Genomic DNA, 18,235 nt, shown 5'->3' with positions numbered 1-18,235 from the left:
CCTTCTCTCGTTCTTTCCCCGTTGTTCTACCATTATCGCCCCGTTTCGAAACGACGAAACCTCGACATCATAACGTGAGAACATCTTATTTCCTTCTCGCACTTGGCTTTTTCACACCCCTATATCGTCAGATTTTGTTGCCGCAAACATCCCTCCTTTTCAACCACTGGTCTTGCATTAAACTCTAGCAATTTTTAATGAACACAAACAATAAAAAACACACAGAGAATAAACTGAAGTTCATTCTCCGTGCAAGAAATTCATTCAGCCTGCCCCCAAGGTATACACGAAATCATCTCTTCCCCACTAAATAGAATTCTTCTTTTCTATAACTTACTCTACAGCCCGTTTCATTAAATCGAAACCGTCAACGGCATAAGTATGAGATTGGTCGAAACCGTAACAAGAAGTATCAAATTTTTCAGCCATAGCCAAATTATACAATTCTTTTAACATTTTAGCCGAAAGTTTCACGTACACCGTGGCAGACATGACGAATTTTACCGTGATCACCTTCCCCGTTTCATCCACATAGAAAGTCACCCACAAGCCGCCTCCTTCTGTGGCACCCACTTGCTGCAATATATTCTTCAACTTCCCGGCCATCAATCTTTCGGCGCTTTGTTTCCGCCATTTCGCACGTGCTTCCACTTTCTCACTTTCCTTGAGCAACGGGCTCATCTTTTCCGGCGTAAACACTTCACCAAACTGTTTTTCAAAATACTTCACGCGTACTTCAAACGACTCTCCCGCCTCATCCAACGAAACGCTTTCAAGTTTTTGGGCATAAAGACCGGGAATCAAACAGCAAACGCCTAATAATAACAACAATACTTTTTTCATACTTGATTCTATTATTTTATAATTTATAATCTATTGTATCTTTTGATATAACAAAAAATCACCCTAAAAGAATACAAAGAGCCCGCTCAAAAGCCTTATCGGCTTTTGAGCACTCTTTTCTAAATATACAAATTTTAATATAAACGAATTTCAGCTATGGAAGAACAGTAGTAAGAACCGTAAATCACGGTATTCACCTGCACTTTCACGTATTGATACGTGGCAGTTCGCACATCCTTGATAAACGGGATATAAGTAGTTTCCCCGCTACTCTTGCCCACCGGAACATCCTCCACGTAAGTAGCATCCTCCCAATAAAGGCCATTATTGGAAACCTTAACTTTTACATACTCTGGGGCTATCACTATTTCGTCACCACTATATTGTTTCTGCACGAAACATATCCCGTTAATCGTCTTCGGTGATTTCAAATCCAAAGTCAACTCGTAGGACGTGAAAGCAGGTTGACCTTCAGGATTCCAATAAGTAGCAGGATTTCCATCCGTCAAGTTAGCTAATCCCGAATTCACCTTCGACTCGGGATATTCCATGAATTGCAACCCAGTCATATCAATAAAATCGACCTTAGGAACAAGAGGCATTCCACAATTGGACACATAATCTGTCTTCTCAAGCTCTTGAAAATGCTTATTATAACGCTCTACCGTCAAACCATTTAATTCGTTCAACACGGACAAGACAAAATTGGCAGCCCCTTGATCTGACACTTTACTTTGCCCGTACTGGACATCATTCATGGACGACTCCAACTGGTAGCGCCTTCCTCCCAATACAAGTTTTTCCAACTTTGGTAGATTCAACAAACTATTAAAAGAACCGACACTCCAATCCAGATAAATTGTCCGTACCGTATCAGCCCATCCCGCTGGAATTTCAGCATAGCCAAATTGTACTTTCATTTCTTGCACAAAATCAGAATCATACGTCTTATCAGCATCAAAAACATAAGGTTCAAACTCTATTTCATCTTTACAATCCGGCAATTTGGCACGACGCAACAAGACCAAATTACACCCTTCCTCCTTGGAAATATTCACGGGGTCCTCCAACATCCAATAAAGCCCGCCATTCTGCACTCGCGCTTGTTCCAAAAACTCCTTTGTCAATTCCAATTCACCAGTGGTTCCGTCCGTCTTCGGGTAGGACAACACGGCCTTCTCCATGTTATCCTGCCACTCGGAAAAAAAGAGTACCGCTCTATCCTGTATAAAGTAGACTCTACTAATCACCCGGTTAAATGCCCTTATTTCCTCATGAGAATGCGTGTAAGGTCGTCCAAAAGTCATATTGGCAATCGAAGTATTCCCGTTGCAATCCACTCCACTCACGGAAATCTCGTAATTCCCATCTTCCAAAGGCTGTCCATTCAACTTATCAATACTATATTCTGTCGTCCCGCGTTCCAATAGCACGCTGTCCCTCGTATCATCCAACAACCACGCAACCTTTACCTGCTGAATTGCCGGATCAATATTATTTTTCCATGTCACAATAATACGTTGCCATCCCGGAGTAACCGACAGATCTGTACATTTACCCAAGTAACGGATTTCTCCCTCCCCAGCATACTCTTTGTAAGTATCTTCCAAAGAATCCGTTCCACATGCCGACAATAATGCCAACATTCCGATCAATATTCCGATATATCTGTTCATTTTCATCCTCGTTTAATCTTTGTTTGTATAAACTTCCAGTTCGTGGAACTGAACATATTTACCCGTGTTTATATAGGAAGTTCCATTCCCAGAATAATTAAACACTTCATTAATTACCATTTTCAAATAACGGTATCCTTCTCCCTGTCCGAATGCCGGTATCACGATCTCCATGTATTCATCCTCAGCCTCTTTCAATTCAGCAAGATCTAAACCTTGCGTCCAATTAGTAGAATGCCATGTATTTTTACACCACCGGTCTGCCACCGCAAGTCCTTTATCTTCTTTAAAAGACCCTATTTTTACCCATCCTTCTAACGCATCCAATTCGTCATAAGAAAAGGGTGTCATGCCATTATCCTTTAACCCGTAAATCGTTACTTCACAAGGAAGTTCATTTTCATTATACGTATTACAAAGTCCGGCTTTTCCTTTATTATACCAACTTAATCCCGCACTATTTTTATACAGATTGTACAAACGCACAGAAGCCGTAAGGCGATTCTCTCTTAAATCTATATACATGGGATGGGCATTTTCCCCCGCAGCGTCAGGACCTGCCAAAAAAGAATGGAATTTTTTATCTTCAAAACAAACTACTCCTCTCGTATCTCCATCAAACAAGTACTCAACCCCTAATTTGTATTCCAAATCTTCCTGCGAATTATCGCAATAAAAATCAAAATTCTTAGCGTCTAATTTCTTACTAGACATATTTTCTACATTTTCCCAAATTTTTTCACCAACCGTATACCCGAGAAAATCTTCAACCTTTACCACTACCGTAGGATCAGCGATATTCTGTTTCATTTTATAACTAGTAGCTCCTCCCTCTTGTTGGGTTTCCTCCAAAAAGAAACTATTAATTAATAATGTATCAGGCAAATTCGTAACAGGATTTGTACCCACGTAGAAAACGTGTACGATGCCATTCGCACCCTCAGGAACATGGTAATTCAAAGAAAAACCTTCCCAATTCGGATAACACCCTACGGATTTCATGAAAGCAACCGGACCAGAATCCGAGGTACTAAACATTACATCAAACGGTTGTGATTCTCTACCATTATAATAACTCAACGTCACCCGAGCAGGAATATCATTTCGGGCTTCGCTAAAACCAATTAATGTCAAGGAATCGCAAGAACTACTTCCCTCCCGAAGTGTTTCCACCCCGAAAGCATTCCGGTAACGCACTTTCACACCCACGATATCCGGATCGGAAGGCAAAACATAGTGCATCACGGCACCACCAGTCACGGGTTTGAATGTAAACGCATTCTCAGGCAAATCTGTCACAGTAATCCTGTCACCATCATCATTACAAGCCCAAAGTCCCAAGATTAATAATGATATAAATAGTATCTGTTTCATATATTTACTTTTTAACCTAAAATCAAACATCGCAAAATTACCATCCCGGGTTTTGTACTACCCCAGAAATCAATATTTCTTCGGCTCGAATAGGAGTAAAATAATCCTTAGGACTCTCGAATTTACGCTTCGGCCATGCGACAATCGGTCCCTCGAAATTATTATAAAATCCCTCCTGCGTAGAAGAAGTTACATTCCAACCTAACTGCGGGATATTTAATTCTTGCGGAGCTGTCATCCAGCGACGTAGATTCCAATAGCGCCGTCCCTCGAACATAAATTCAATATTCCATTCTTGTTGAATAATTTCCCGCATTCCATCACGAGTCGTTACTTTGCCGGGATTCTTCGCATAGTTCTTCCATGCATCCTCCACTTTTAAAATACCGGCACGTTCTCGAACTTTATTCAATGGAGCATATACTCGGCTATCCGGAGCATCCAAATACTCATTCCAAGCCTCTGCGGCAGCCAGATAAAGTTCAGCCAAACGAAATACATACCTCGGCTTTTTCAAAGTAGAAACATTAGTTGAGTAATTACGAAGCGTATAGTCTGAACTTTGCCATTTTTTTATCCAATATCCTGTAATATTTTGTTTTTCATTTTCATCAAACCGTTTAGAAATCATTCCTAACGTTTCTCCTTGGCGTGTCTGTATCTCTACATCGGTGTAAGGTGTAGAACCTGTTCCATGCTTCCGATACCATATCATCCGATCACCTGCAATCATAGCATAAAACCGGGGTTCCCTCCTACAATGCAAACTCAAAATCTTAGTATTCAATGGCAGAACATGCCTATACTTCTCATCACTTTCCTCGGTTAAATTATATTTGGAATTCATCCACAGCCGATCTTCTTCAATCGGAAGCCCATGATCCGTGTAAAACATTTCGACCATCTTGAGTGGAGCCCCCAAACATCCGGCACTACTTGGATCATAATAATCTGTATACACGGAAGAAGCTGCAGGTGTCAACAAATTAACTAACTTTTCCGTATTATTATTAATAGTCAAAATTGCCTCTGGGCTATCGTAAACATCTCCAATCCATGTCTTTTCAATATCTTGCATAGTATTCAACAAAGCAGTAGGACGATCTCCCGAACCAGTAACCAGTTTTTTCCCTGCTGCTTCACAAATCAAGATTGCCGAATCACACGCTTCTGCCGCCCGTTTCCATTTTTCTTTATTGTAAGTTGGAAAAAGTTTTTCACCTTTTTTATTATAAAAATTCTGCAATATCGTATTACCGTTGAATAAAGGAGAAGCTGCATATAATAAAGTTAATGCTTTCAAAGTTGCTGTAGCTTCTTTATTAAAAAATAATTGGTGATCAGAAGGTTTTTCTACTTGATAAGGAAGGTCACGCATAGCTTCATCACATAACTTCACGATTGCTTCCACACATTCATCAATTGGTCGGCGAAATTGTTGCATATCCTCAAATTCCACATTTGGATTAACATTTTCATCAATCAAAACTATCGGACCATAACGACGCATTAGATCAAAATAATAGAATGCTTTTAATGCCTTCACTTCAGCCGCCCATACTTTTTTCTCATCCTCTTTCATCGTGTAAACATGGTCAATATTTTCCAAAAAAATATTACAATAACGGATAGCCGCCCAATACTGATTTTTATGCCACACATTGCAATAAGGATTTTGTGACATTTGCAAACCATCACCTATATATAAAGCACCGGAATTATCTTGCTTACGCGCATATTCTCGTCCACAAAATTCATCAGCACCTAAAAATGCAGGATTTAAACTATTAGGATAAACAGCTTGCGCAACAGCTTTCTCCATAAAAACATAGCATGTCCATAGCCATTTCTCTGCATTCTCTCTTTTTTCGAAATCAGTTTCAATCGTTTCTATATCATTCTCCGGGACAACATCCAGCCAATTTGAACATCCGCCCAAACCAACAAATCCCCCAATCCATAAAGCAAATAATAAATATTTTTTCATCTTCATATTTGTTTTTCAATTAAAAACTAACGCTTAAGCCCACGGAATAAGTTCTTTGAATCGGATAATTAAATCCATTTTCTCCCAACTCCACATCCCACATCTTAAAATCAGAAAAACAAAAAGGATTATTCATACTAAACGTAAATTTAGCATTTTGTATTTTCATCTTATCCATCCATTTCCGTGGTAAATTATATGCTACTGATATTGCTGTACAACGAAGGAAACGACATTCCCTCATGAAATAAGTACTTTTACGCACCTCTGCATTCTCCGAATTGTACCAATTTTCATACGGATTATGCTGTGCAATCGAATTAGTAGAAAGACGAGGCCAAAAAGCTTGTCTGTCCATATTCTCTTCCGACCAATGATCATCAGCAATTGCCTGCAACATAGCATGATTACCTACAAAAGGAGTAATCGCAACCGGATTGATAAAGAATGTCCGTTTACCTGATCCTTGAAATGCAAAATTAAATTCAAAGTTTTTCCAGTTGACAAATCCATTGAAGCCATAAACATAGCGAGGTGTTTCCGGATAACCAATAAAGACCGCATCCTCCACATCTATTACCCCATCATTGTTAATATCCCGATACCGAATATCCCCCGGCATCACATCTCCGTCCTGACGAGGCGAATTGTCAATCTCCGCTTGATCGCGGAAAAGTCCTTCGGCAATATACCCCATCTGCTGACTGATTTCCCGTCCCTTTTTGCGTTGCCAATCCGGTTTATCAACTGCTTCATCGATATAATCATACGTTGTCTTATTATATGTAAATGTACCGTTCAATATCAACCAAAAATCATTTGAAAACTGATGCTGAATTTTTCCGGATAGATCGACTCCTCGAGAACACGTTCTCCCGACATTATCCAAAGGCGGTACCTCTATTCCCATAAATGCCGGAACATTCATGCGTTGAGAAATAATATTATGACGTTTTTCTTGATATATATCCGCTTGAATTTCAAGCAATCCATCAAAAAATTTCGTATCAATACCCAAATTTATTGTTTCAGCAATTTCCCACTGGATATTTTCATTCGGATACGCAATCATCGCTTTACGATAAAAACGATTCGGAGGATTTGGTACCGGATAAACCACTTGTTGTTCTCCTAATGCTTGTCCATCACCCAAAGTTGGAAGATACACGTAACGGGGAGTACTGATAATTCCATCATTACCCACTTTTCCATAAGACGCTCTGAATTTCAAATAAGGAAGGACTTTTGACAAGGAATACATCCAATCTTCACTGGAAACCACCCATGCACCACCTATCGACGGGAAAAAACCCATCCGGTTTCCTTTGGCAAAACGCTCGGAACCATTATAAGCACCACTAGCTTCAATAAAGTAACGATTCTTATATCCATACGAAAAACGGGCTGAATAACTCAAATTCCGCTGCGGCATACCGTTTAGCACATCAGGGATCGGACTGAACGTACGTTCATACATCTGAAAAACGCCCGTTGCCGATGTCTGGTGATCGCCCCAAGCTGCCGTATGATACAATCGCCCCTCGTAAGTGATCCGCGTTTCAGTTGTAGTACTCCTACTTCCTGCAGACAAAGTTCTCGAAGATGAAGTATTCCCCCCTCCAAGTAAAGCCGGATTAGGAACTAAAGTATGTTTACCGGTTTCATGGTCATAATTACTCATATAATAATAATAGGGTTTTGTTGTAAACGTTTGGTCTCCATAACTATTTTCCACCAAAGAAGCACTTAACCGTAATTCCAGACCTTTAATTAAAGAAGTTAGATTTTGTATGTATTCAGCACGATTAATTGTCGAAAAACGAGTCCGCTTGGAGTATCCCTGTTGTGTCTGGGCGTAAGGATTAGTGTCGGAATCAGTACCTCCTGCACCGATACCAAAACGAATATGCGGCCATGCATATGTTTCATCCGCAGGATAGGTTGGCGCATAATCTACCGGAGATGCATTAAATGCATAAGAATAAGCCCCTTGTGTATCAATTAACGGTCCATGGTATCTGTCCATCGTAGCCGAAGTATTAACCACCAATTTTATCCCCGCTTTCAAATCAATATTCAAATTTGCACGGAAACCAACTTGATTGTTTTTAATATTACAATCAAATTGATTCAAACGGTCTGTTTTCAGCATTCCCGAATCAAAATTATAATTGACCGAAGCATAATATTGTATGACTTTAGAACCACCACGAACCGTAACTCCAGCATGATGGTTCACCGTCTGATTTTTAAATAAAATATCATACCAATCATTTTCAGGATATACCCATGAAGGATAATTTCCGGAAGCCGTCCGGTTAATACGTTCCACGCTATACTTTGGAGTTGCCCCCGGAGAACGTGCCAAAATCGCCTGATTATAATAACGCATATAATCAATCGGATCTACGACATCAATCTCCCTAGTCGGCATCGAAACAATAGCCTCGTAACGAGCTGTCGTATATACACTCCCCTCAATACCTTTTTTAGTAGTTACCAAAAACACGCCATTCGCCCCACGGGCACCATACATGGCTGTTGCCGAAGCATCTTTTAATACACTGAAACTCTCTATATCTTCAGGCGCCAAACGTGACAAATCCAATTTGGAAACTTCCACACCGTCCAACAAAATCAAAGGATCAGTATTTGCATTCGATTGAAAAGAAGTAATGCCTCGGATATAAAATTTAGTATTCATTTCCTCTTCAGTTAAAGCCACAGGCAAACCACTTTGTTGGTAACCTATAATACCGGGAATACGTCCAACAAAACCAGCAGTGAAATCGCTGCTGGAAGTCTTCAAATCCATTGGACGTACCGTAGTAATAGATCCCACAACACTCTCTTTCTTTTGAGTACCGAACGCCACGACAGTCACCTCTTCCAAGTTTTCCTCAGTAGGATTTAACGTGATATTTACCCTCTGTTTCCCCTTTATAGGTACGGTTTCCGCCTTGTAACCAATAAACGAAACTTGCAATACATCATCCGGACGTGCAGGAAGGGTATATTTACCATCCGCATCGGAAGCAACTCCTTGTGTCGTCCCGTGAATGACAATAGTCGCTCCCGCAATAGGATTTCCTTTTTCATCTGTAATTTTACCTGCTACCGTGATCAAGTTTACCTGCTTGACCTCTTGTTTTCTAATGACAACTGTTTCCTTCTCTATCGTGTACCCCAAACCTCTCGGGGATAAAAGAGAATCCAATGCCTGACGGAGAGGAACGTTTTTCAATTTAAGAGTCACGGAATTAAAATCACGTAATTCCTCAGAATTAAAGAGGAAATTATACTTCGTTTGTACCCGCAATTCCTCGATAACTTTAATTAACGTAACATTTTTAAGATCCAAATTCACCCGAGGGTCCGTTTGAGCCCGAGATACATAAACAGAGGAACAACATATTAATAGGCAAAGCCCCCATTTCAATAGCCTTTCCTCCCAACGGGGAACAAGTCCCCAAAGTTTTCGTTGATTTTCTCTCATAAAAAATTAATATTAATGTGACATTTATAGATCGCAATTCTTCACGTGAAAAAGACGGACCAACATCTTTTTCACACCAAATCGCAGTTTATTTTTGCATTTTAATTGTTCTCAAAAAAACTCTTTCTTAAGGATCTCGAATTACTTTTTGTCGATTTTTTTTCATAGCTTTGCGTTATTAATGTGACTGTTGGAATATACAGAGATTTTTTACACGAGAGATGGACCAACATCTCTCGTTGTTTTTCACCTCTTTTTTATGATCACCTTTTTCCCATCCATCTCATAAGTGACTTCCCCCATTCTAGAAATCACTTGTAAAGCTTCTTCCAAAGTTTTAGCCCGATCCATATAAATATGGAATTTCATACCCCTCAATCCCGAAGCATCGTACTCGATCTCGGTATCGTACCAACGGGACAATTCTTTCACGATCTGTTCCATGGAAGCATCCTTGAAAACGAACTCCCCGTTTTTCCACGCTAACACTGACATCATATCAGCCTCTCGCACCGAAAGAGTGCGGTCCGTTGTCGCAATCTCGCATAGTTCACCGGGATGCAAAACCACGGAATCCCGCCCGGAAGAAACCGCTACTTTTCCCGAAACTAAGGTGGCGAAAGTATTTTGCCCCAAGTATGCTTGTACATTAAATCGGGTTCCCAACACTTTCACTTTTCCTCCTTGAAATTCCACGAGAAAAGGGCGACTTTCATCCCGGGCAACATCAAAATAGGCCTCTCCGCTTAAAAATATCTTTCGTTCCGTTCCCGTGAAAGTATTCGGAAACCGCATACGGGTTTCTGAATTCAATATTACAGTTGTACCATCCGAAAGAACTAACGAATATTCTGCTCCTCTGGGTACAACGATCTCGCTATATTCCACGACAGGGGCAACCTGTTCGTTATCAATCTCCCGTTTTTCCAGAACAGTGGCACTCTCCATATTCACCTCGAATCCCGAAATCTTCATGGACAAAGCTTTCTCTCTCGTGATCTCGTGAGTACTACCATCCGGCAAAATCAATTTCACACCTTTGGAATGTGCCACTTCCAATGGCAATATTTTCTCTCCCACTTCTTTTTCCTTTATGGTTTCCATCCACAAGACCGCACCTACAACGCCTGCCACACACGCCGCCACGGCAACCCACCGCCGCCAAGCAACCATCCATTGCTTCTTCCGGGGCAACGCCATCCGCTGCCACATTCGCTCAACCCGTCGGGATTCCTCCCCGATTCCTGACACCCCACCCCTGTAATACTCTTCCGCATCCTTCAGAAACCGTTTCCTTTCCTCCGCTCCTTCCATCCAGACTCTCACGTCTTCCCGCTCTTCCTCGGAAGCCTTACCCGAAACCACCCGTTTGATTTTATCTATTTCCATGATTTTTCATCGTCTTTATTATTAAGACAACGTTAGGGAAAAATGGGGGACAAAAAATAATTGAAAATTGAAAGTTGAAAATTGAAAATTACTTTACACGATTGATAACAAACAAGTTAATTAGATAATATTTTTTCTATTATTAAAAAACGGATTAATAGATATTCCCTATTTCTTTTCGGAGTACTTGTATAATCTCGTCTGGAATTTCGTTTTCACGAGCTATTGACGGGAAATCAGCTATCACGGCACGTACTCTCTCTATCAACTCTTTGGGGTTTCGGATATCATTTCGGGCAGCTACTTCCAACAAGTCCGCAATAGTTATCTTGTCATCCTTTCCATTAACAAATAATGAATGCCTATTCACATACGCCGGAGCCGATGTATCAACCGCAAAGGTAAGATCGTAAGCCGGGGATAATCGCCACGTTCCGGTATTATCCATACAAAACGAGAAATTTTTGGAGTGATCATCGACATTTCGGGCTAGAACATTAAAAACCAAACGCAAGAATTGCTGTTCACTATCTTTATAAGGCAACCGTAATCGACGAATCACCTCGAACAAATCATCATAATCATTAGCCCCCGGGGCCATTGCCGCCAACGTTTGGGTATGAATACGTTCATTCCCCACACGATCGAAACGTTGCGTGAGAAAATGCGTTACTCCCTCGTATTGTCGAAGCATAGAAGGCATCATCTCTATTCCCGCTATCACAGCCATCCTGTAATAAACATATTCCATTCGAGCAAATGGAAACGAAGAGCTGTCATCATATTTAAGAATATAATGGATAAAACCTTCCGGCACTTCAGTTTGTCCTGATTTTACCTCGGCTGTCCGTGGGTTAACCGCCACGATTGCTTTAGGACGTTTTCCCCCGGGAGAGGTTCCAAGCTTTACCAACTCCTGCCACAATACAGAACATTCTGATGTCAAAGTAATCTTTTCCCTTGACGATAGTACTTCTCGTGCAAAATCATAAAGTTTTTGCACATCTACATCAAAAGCTTTATCACTTCCCAAATCCTGCGCCGGTTCAAATTCCAATGCCCCCATAGCACGAGAACCAATAAAAGAAAGCTGATCCACGGGTGTCACATCCGAACTACGAATGCCATTATCCCGCATCCATGCCTTAAAAATAGAATTTCCCCAATGGCCAGGCAAAGCATCAGCCAACAGAGGTGGAAGTCCCTGATAAAGTTTATCTGTATTTCCCGGCCAAACCATATTACGACGAGTACGTTCACTTGTTAACGGCATGGTCAGCGGAGCTAACTCCCTACCGTCTGCAACATAAGCGTCATCATACTGAAAAAACGCACGACGACTTTTTTTGTCCCACGAAACATACCCGACGGTACGTCCCCAGAGTATCACTTTGACTACATTCATTTTCATTGCTTATGCCTTTTTTGTGCTCTTTCAAAAAGTGCTTTCGGACTCTCCGGCAAATCGGGCAACAATGCCTCCATTTGCTCTAACTGTTCAATAGCACGCATCATGGAGATAAATATTGTCAGTGACAATCCCACCCCCGTACCCTTTTCAAAAGAACTGATCGTAAACACGCTAATCCCGGTCTTTTCAGCCAAAACCTTCTGCGTGTATCCCATTCGCTTCCTGTATTCCTGAAATCTTCGCCCTAGCGAAGCTGCTATCTCCCGATTACTATATGCATAAATATCCTTCTCCATAAAAACTCGAACTTTCCACAAATATAGATATTTCTTTATTTAATAGCAAATATCGGACAAAAATATAGATATTTCTATTCTATCTTGACAAGTTCACTTACCGCATATAGAGGCAAATTAACTAACCATTTTTCTTTCCGGTAATCAGACTGGTACATAAACTCGGCGGAGTTTTCGTACAAATATACACTTTTTCGGCGGAGTTTCTGTATGCAAATATAAATCACAAAAATCAAGAATCGCTAAATCACAGAATAGACGCACGTCTCGCGCAGTCCCCAATCATAAATCTAAAATTAAATCGTTCCCTTCAAGATCATAAACGCATAGAGTAACGGCAAGGATTCCCGGATAAATTTGTAAGCTCGTTTCACGTGGGTATGGACGGATGTTTCCGAGATATCAAGTTCACAAGCGATCTCTTTGTAACTCATGTTCCGGAATATCTTTAGTTCCAATACTTTTTGTTGTTGGTCGGGTAATTTTTGCAGGCACTCTTGAACTTTCTCGAACAAGGCGCTGTTATCCTCGTACTCCAGCGTACCGACGTATATCAATGCTTCCGTCAGTTTCGTCCGGTTAGAATCTTCCACTTGGAGATGTTTATAATAATTCAGACAAGAATTTTTCACGGAAGAATAAAGATAACTGCTGATATTGGTTTCATCCGGCAGAGAAGCAGCCATTGACCACAGGCGCATAAAAGTATCCTGCACGATATCTTCTGCCGTATCTGCATTCATGGTATAGGCTAAAGCGAACCTGTATAATTTGGGACTCATCTCCCGAAATACCTGTTCGAAGACCTCACTTGAATTGTCCTTCAATCCTTTAACCCAATCCTCTTCTGCTATGTCACGCCCGTCATACCTCATTATTGGAATAAATATTTTTCCAAAAATAGAGAAAGTTTCCCTTTCACCAAAATCTTTGACACGAAAACACCCGAGAAAGCAAAAAAGTCCGTAAGGTTTATCACGATATTGTAAACCTTACGGACTTTATAGTTTAATGAACTTTATCTTATTTCCCCTTCCTTCGGATCAGCACCAGTATTCCCAGCAAAAGAAGTAATGCCGGCAATACCCACTTCAACACGATTTGCAAGGTTCCCCCGGCATCCATACCCAAGTTCAACTTATTATCAATAGGATCGGGACGGGTAGTATCCACCGGTAATTCCTCGTAAGACAGCCAGTCGAACATCGACATAATCAAGTCCCCGTTCGCCGACGATATCCCCCGGCGGGTTGTGGACAGTTCGCCCATGCTGAAACAATCGGCATCACCGAGCACGATAATCCGTTGTTGTTTCCCGGCATGCTCCCGTTCCAATCCGACCATCGTCGTTTTCACCCCAGCACGCTCTCCCGCTTTCGGGTTCAGGCGTGCCGTGTCATTCACGAAATCGATCGTTTCCAATTCATTCCAAGCGGCAGAATCCCGCCCTTGAAACAAAGGCATTACACGGAAACCCTTCTCCGCTTTCTGCTCGATAGCCAAGGCTCCCGGCATCACCAGAGACGCGGGACGGCGTCCCATGTTCGTGTTCACGTACAGACTCTTCCACAGGCGGGATATCTCTTGAGCCTCCTCCGTTGCCCGGCAAAGAAACAAATGCGGGGGATATTCGTCAATCTGTTGTTGCACCAGAATACCCGGTTCGAAACTCAATCCTAAATACTCCATCAAAGGAGTCAAATGGGAATAACTCTTCGGTTTTCCGGCGATCACCAGATTCCTCCCGCTTTCCACGTAACGATACAAAGTTTTCAACTCTTCGTTCGTGAAAGGTTCCAAAGGTTCCGCCACAACAAGCACGTCCAAACTATCCAACACCCCCGGGTTACGCTTCAAATTCACGTCAGTCACGTCAAACCCTTGATTCAGTAACGACTTCCGGTACATTTTCTCGGCAACCATATAAGAATAATCCCGATTCTTATCCCCGACAATCGAACGAGCGCCATGATCCGACAAGAAACCCACTTGAGGCAACTTCATCGCAATTCGTTTCAACGCCGCGGAAATCTCCGTTTCACCCGGAAGACGATTCATGTCGGCATATACCCGTAGAAAAGTTTTTTGCCCGTTATCCCGTTCGATCAAAGCCACGAAACGATACCCCTCGTCACTTAAATCTATATTTCTTAGCGCCTCTTCTCTAGCCAGTTCCTCCGGGGAAAGATATTTTCCCAACCGGGTTCCCTGCAATTTAGCCGCATCCTTAGCCGCCCCGTACAAAGTCTTTTCCGGGTATCTCTTTTTAAAAGCCTCGGTCGTCGTGTCCGTGTAATAATAAAAGACATAATCGAGTTTGGTTTCCGGTTTGAAACGGATATACCGCTCGTAACGGGCTATATCACTATTGATACCTTTCGTCGTTATGCTGTGAATGCTCCCGAACAGATTCACGTAAGTCGTTATCTTCAATCCGCCGTCCAACTGTGCCACGATATCCTGACTCGCTTGTGTTAAAGTATTGCTCTTCGTGTGTGTCGAATCATGATACCACTTCATCGTCGGACGGGAAGTCAGATACCCCAAGAAAACCGCCGCGAGAAACACCCCGAGATAACGCGCGGCTTTCCCTGCAAAAGAACAGCTCTCCCGCCGCAACTGCAATTTCAATATCGCGAAACACAGGAACATCACGCTCATAAGCACGAAATACAAAATATCTTCACTGCAAATCAATCCCTTGATAAACGTGCTCGCCCTACCGCCAAGCGACAACCAATACGTGATTTCCCGCACGAAGGTAAATTCCTGCCAGATACCGGAAACCAGATTCAGCAAGGTCAGCAAGGCAAACATTCCTATTGCCGCCACGATCGGGTAAGTAGTCAACGTCGACATGAAAAGCCCGATAGCCGCGTAAAGCCCGAACAAAAAATACAATCCCAACAAACCCGTCAACACCGCCGACCAATCGAACGACTCCACGAGGCATCCGGCTATCAGCACGTAAACCAACAGGAATGCCATCATCAACAAACCGTACAGCATGATGCCCAAGTATTTTCCAAGCACGATATGCCTGCCCGTGATCGGGGCTGAAAAAAGCAACTTGATAGATCCCCTGTTAAATTCCTGACTAATCAACCCCATCGTCAACAAAGGCATCAATAAATATAGGAACTGACTCACTCTCGACCACAATCCCCCCATGGGGGTATAAAATATCACCCGGGATATCGCGTACAATCCCCTGCTTCCCAATTCTTGCCGCCTTGCCAGCATCTCCATCATATCGGCAAATCCCATACCTGTCATAAACACGAAAAGCACGAGTAAAAGCCACGCTACCGGCGAATAAAAAAGATTTGACAACTCCAAACGGGCTATCCTGTATATTGCTCTCATAATTTTTCCTCCATATTAAATTATTTCCCTGACAATTTAGCGAACACGGCTTCCATCGAGCTTTTCTCGACCTTAATTTCCGTCATTTCCCATCCCCGTGCCACACTCTCCCGGATAATCAGCTTTATCGTATCCCGATCCCCGTCATACGTCAGGCGGACACCATGACTTCCCACGCTTTCCGCCCGTCTGATGCCGGGCATCGCCATCAATTCATCCGGCAAAGGGGGCAAATCGAAAGTGGCGTAAAGCGTGTTCGGCTCGATATAACTATCAAATTCATCCACGCTGCCGGAAAAAACAACCCGCCCGTGTTCAATCATCTTGATCGTGGAACAAGTAGCCTGCACCTCCGACAAGATATGCGTCGAGAGCATCACGGTACGCTCCTCGGCAATATCCCGGATCAACTGGCGCACTTCCAGTATCTGATTCGGGTCCAACCCGTTCGTGGGCTCGTCCAGCACCACGAACTTCGGATCGTGCAGAATAGCCTGCGCGATACCCACGCGTTGCTGGTAACCGCCCGAAAGATTACGCAACAAGCGGTCTTTCATGTGCGTGATCCCGCAACGTTCCTCCGCTTCCCCGATAGCCGTCTTGATCTTTTTCCTGTCCATCCAGTGAATCTCCGCGCAAAAACGAAGATACTCGTCCACCGTCAAATCGGGATAGAGGGGTGGTTTTTGTGGTAAAAAACCGATATATTTCCGGGCAGCCACCGGGTGTTTCAACGTATCGATCCCGTTAATAAATACCTTCCCTTGAGTCTGTTTCAACACACCGCAAATAATATTCATCGTTGTCGACTTCCCCGCCCCGTTCGAGCCCAGCAGACCCACTACACCGGAGCCGTCGATCTCGAAACTGATGTCCTCGATCGCCCACTGTGTCGTGTAACGATGATACAAATGTTCAACTTTTACAATTGGATTTTCCATACATACGATTTTAATTCATAACTTTGATCAAGCGTCTCTTTCACGAGCCTTGCTTTTTTATAACACTTCAAAAACAAAAAAGTACCGACTTATAATTCAAAAAAGCTGCCCGTTTCCGGACAGCCTTCCATCTTGTGTTGTTGTTCAAGATGATTTATAGAAAAGCACGCACATTTTTATCACTCGTAACGGATAGCGTCTATCGGGTTCAGCCGGGATGCCTTGCGGGCGGGATACCAACCGAAGAAAACACCCGTGAACGTGCAGACAAGAAACGATATCACCACGGAGTACAGTAACACGGATACAGGCCATCCCAGCAAAGAACTGAGAACCACTGAAACACCGATCCCTAACCCCACGCCGATAATCCCGCCAGACACGCTGATAATAATGGACTCTATTAAGAACTGAAACAAGATATGCCGTCCCTTGGCTCCGATAGACATTCGTAAACCGATTTCTCTCGTGCGCTCGGTGACGGAAACGTACATGATGTTCATGATTCCGATGCCACCGACAAGCAAGGAGATTCCCCCGATACAAGCCAAAAGAATAGTTAAAACCTTGGTCGCCATCGTCAGTACCTTACTCATCTCTTCCAGCGAACGAACCGTGAAATCATCCTCCTGCCCCGCGGGAATACGATGCGTCTGTCGCAATACTCCCGTGATTTCCTGTATCATCTTGTTCGTGTATCGCTCGTCAATCACGGAAACGTAAATACCGTGCATGTAAGGGATTGCCAACAATCTTTTCTGTATTGTCGTGAAAGGAGCCAAGATGATATCATCCTGATCTCGTCCCATGGAATTATAACCTTTAGGAGCCAAAACTCCCACGATACGGAAAGGCACTTTGTCAAAACGAATGACCTGACCGAGAGGATCCTCGCCGTTCTTGAAAAGATTATCCACGATCGTCTGTCCCACCACGCATACTTTGGCGGCATTTTTCATATCCTGATCACTAAACATTTCTCCTCGGTCAACCGTCAGCCGACGGATATCCATGTAATCTTCATTAATCCCATAAACCGTGGTCGGGGCATTATTCGGACCGAAAATAGCTTGACCCGATTTTGACACGTAAGGGGAACAACTCTCCATGTAGGGCACCTCCGAAACGATGGCCTGGTAGTCCTCCAATTTCAAGGTCTGAACAAGCACTCCATTCTGCCGGATTCCTCCTACCATGGCATTCGTGGGATTGACCACCACCATGTTAGCCCCAAGTTCCTCGATCTGTTTCTCTATCGTGTACTTCGAACCCTCGCCGATGGCAAGCATCGAGATCACCGAGCTGACTCCGATAATGATTCCCAACATCGTAAGGAACCCTCGCAATTTATTGTTACTCAATGCCCGAAGGGCTATTACTATCAAATTACCGTAATTCATTTATTCATTTTAGATTTATGATTTATGATTTCAGATTTATGATTATCATCCTCCCT

12 protein-coding genes are annotated in these 18,235 nt (G+C 42.7%); all 12 read right to left on the bottom strand.

Going from position 1 to position 18,235, the window contains the following annotated elements; translation table 11 throughout:
* Positions 1 to 333: 333 nt before the first annotated feature.
* Complete coding sequence (locus tag L0M98_RS21750; RefSeq protein ID WP_227217800.1) at positions 334 to 843, bottom strand: hypothetical protein; 510 nt, start codon at positions 841 to 843, stop codon at positions 334 to 336.
* A 134-nt stretch (positions 844 to 977) separates the two neighbouring features.
* Entirely contained in the window at positions 978 to 2,519 is a 1,542-nt protein-coding gene (locus L0M98_RS21745; protein WP_227217799.1) for a DUF4998 domain-containing protein, read from the bottom strand.
* A gap of 12 nt (positions 2,520 to 2,531) precedes the next feature.
* Positions 2,532 to 3,893: a DUF4959 domain-containing protein gene (locus L0M98_RS21740; RefSeq protein WP_227217798.1), complete on the bottom strand. Its 1,362-nt coding sequence runs from the start codon at positions 3,891 to 3,893 to the stop codon at positions 2,532 to 2,534.
* A 37-nt stretch (positions 3,894 to 3,930) separates the two neighbouring features.
* The gene (locus L0M98_RS21735; RefSeq protein ID WP_227217797.1) at positions 3,931 to 5,880 is read right to left on the bottom strand and encodes a RagB/SusD family nutrient uptake outer membrane protein; all 1,950 of its coding nucleotides are present in this window, start codon (positions 5,878 to 5,880) and stop codon (positions 3,931 to 3,933) included.
* Between the two features lie 19 nt (positions 5,881 to 5,899).
* Positions 5,900 to 9,376, bottom strand: a complete 3,477-nt coding sequence (locus L0M98_RS21730; protein WP_227217796.1) for a TonB-dependent receptor — start codon at positions 9,374 to 9,376, stop codon at positions 5,900 to 5,902.
* A gap of 246 nt (positions 9,377 to 9,622) precedes the next feature.
* Positions 9,623 to 10,765 carry a FecR family protein gene (locus L0M98_RS21725; protein WP_227217795.1) on the bottom strand — a complete coding sequence of 381 codons (1,143 nt, stop codon included), beginning with the start codon at positions 10,763 to 10,765 and terminating at the stop codon, positions 9,623 to 9,625.
* Between the two features lie 154 nt (positions 10,766 to 10,919).
* A complete protein-coding gene (locus L0M98_RS21720; RefSeq protein ID WP_227217794.1) occupies positions 10,920 to 12,176 on the bottom strand; it encodes a type II toxin-antitoxin system HipA family toxin in 1,257 nt (418 codons plus the stop codon).
* Positions 12,173 to 12,472 carry a helix-turn-helix domain-containing protein gene (locus L0M98_RS21715; RefSeq protein ID WP_227217793.1) on the bottom strand — a complete coding sequence of 100 codons (300 nt, stop codon included), beginning with the start codon at positions 12,470 to 12,472 and terminating at the stop codon, positions 12,173 to 12,175. The genes L0M98_RS21720 and L0M98_RS21715 overlap by 4 nt, the downstream gene beginning before the upstream one ends.
* 296 nt (positions 12,473 to 12,768) lie before the next feature.
* Entirely contained in the window at positions 12,769 to 13,347 is a 579-nt protein-coding gene (locus tag L0M98_RS21710; protein WP_227217792.1) for an RNA polymerase sigma-70 factor, read from the bottom strand.
* Between the two features lie 148 nt (positions 13,348 to 13,495).
* Entirely contained in the window at positions 13,496 to 15,838 is a 2,343-nt protein-coding gene (locus L0M98_RS21705; protein WP_227217791.1) for a Gldg family protein, read from the bottom strand.
* 20 nt (positions 15,839 to 15,858) lie between these two features.
* On the bottom strand, positions 15,859 to 16,779 hold the full coding sequence (locus L0M98_RS21700; protein WP_186976488.1) for an ABC transporter ATP-binding protein: 921 nt from the start codon (positions 16,777 to 16,779) through the stop codon (positions 15,859 to 15,861).
* Positions 16,780 to 16,958: 179 nt separating this feature from the next.
* Entirely contained in the window at positions 16,959 to 18,179 is a 1,221-nt protein-coding gene (locus tag L0M98_RS21695) for an ABC transporter permease (protein ID WP_237961970.1), read from the bottom strand.
* Between the last annotated feature and the right edge of the window lie 56 nt (positions 18,180 to 18,235).

It is taken from the genome of Butyricimonas sp. DFI.6.44 (assembly GCF_022132345.1).
Taxonomy (GTDB): domain Bacteria; phylum Bacteroidota; class Bacteroidia; order Bacteroidales; family Marinifilaceae; genus Butyricimonas; species Butyricimonas muris.
The sequence above is the reverse complement of the archived record's forward strand: the minus strand, read 5'-3'. Positions and strand labels throughout refer to the sequence as shown.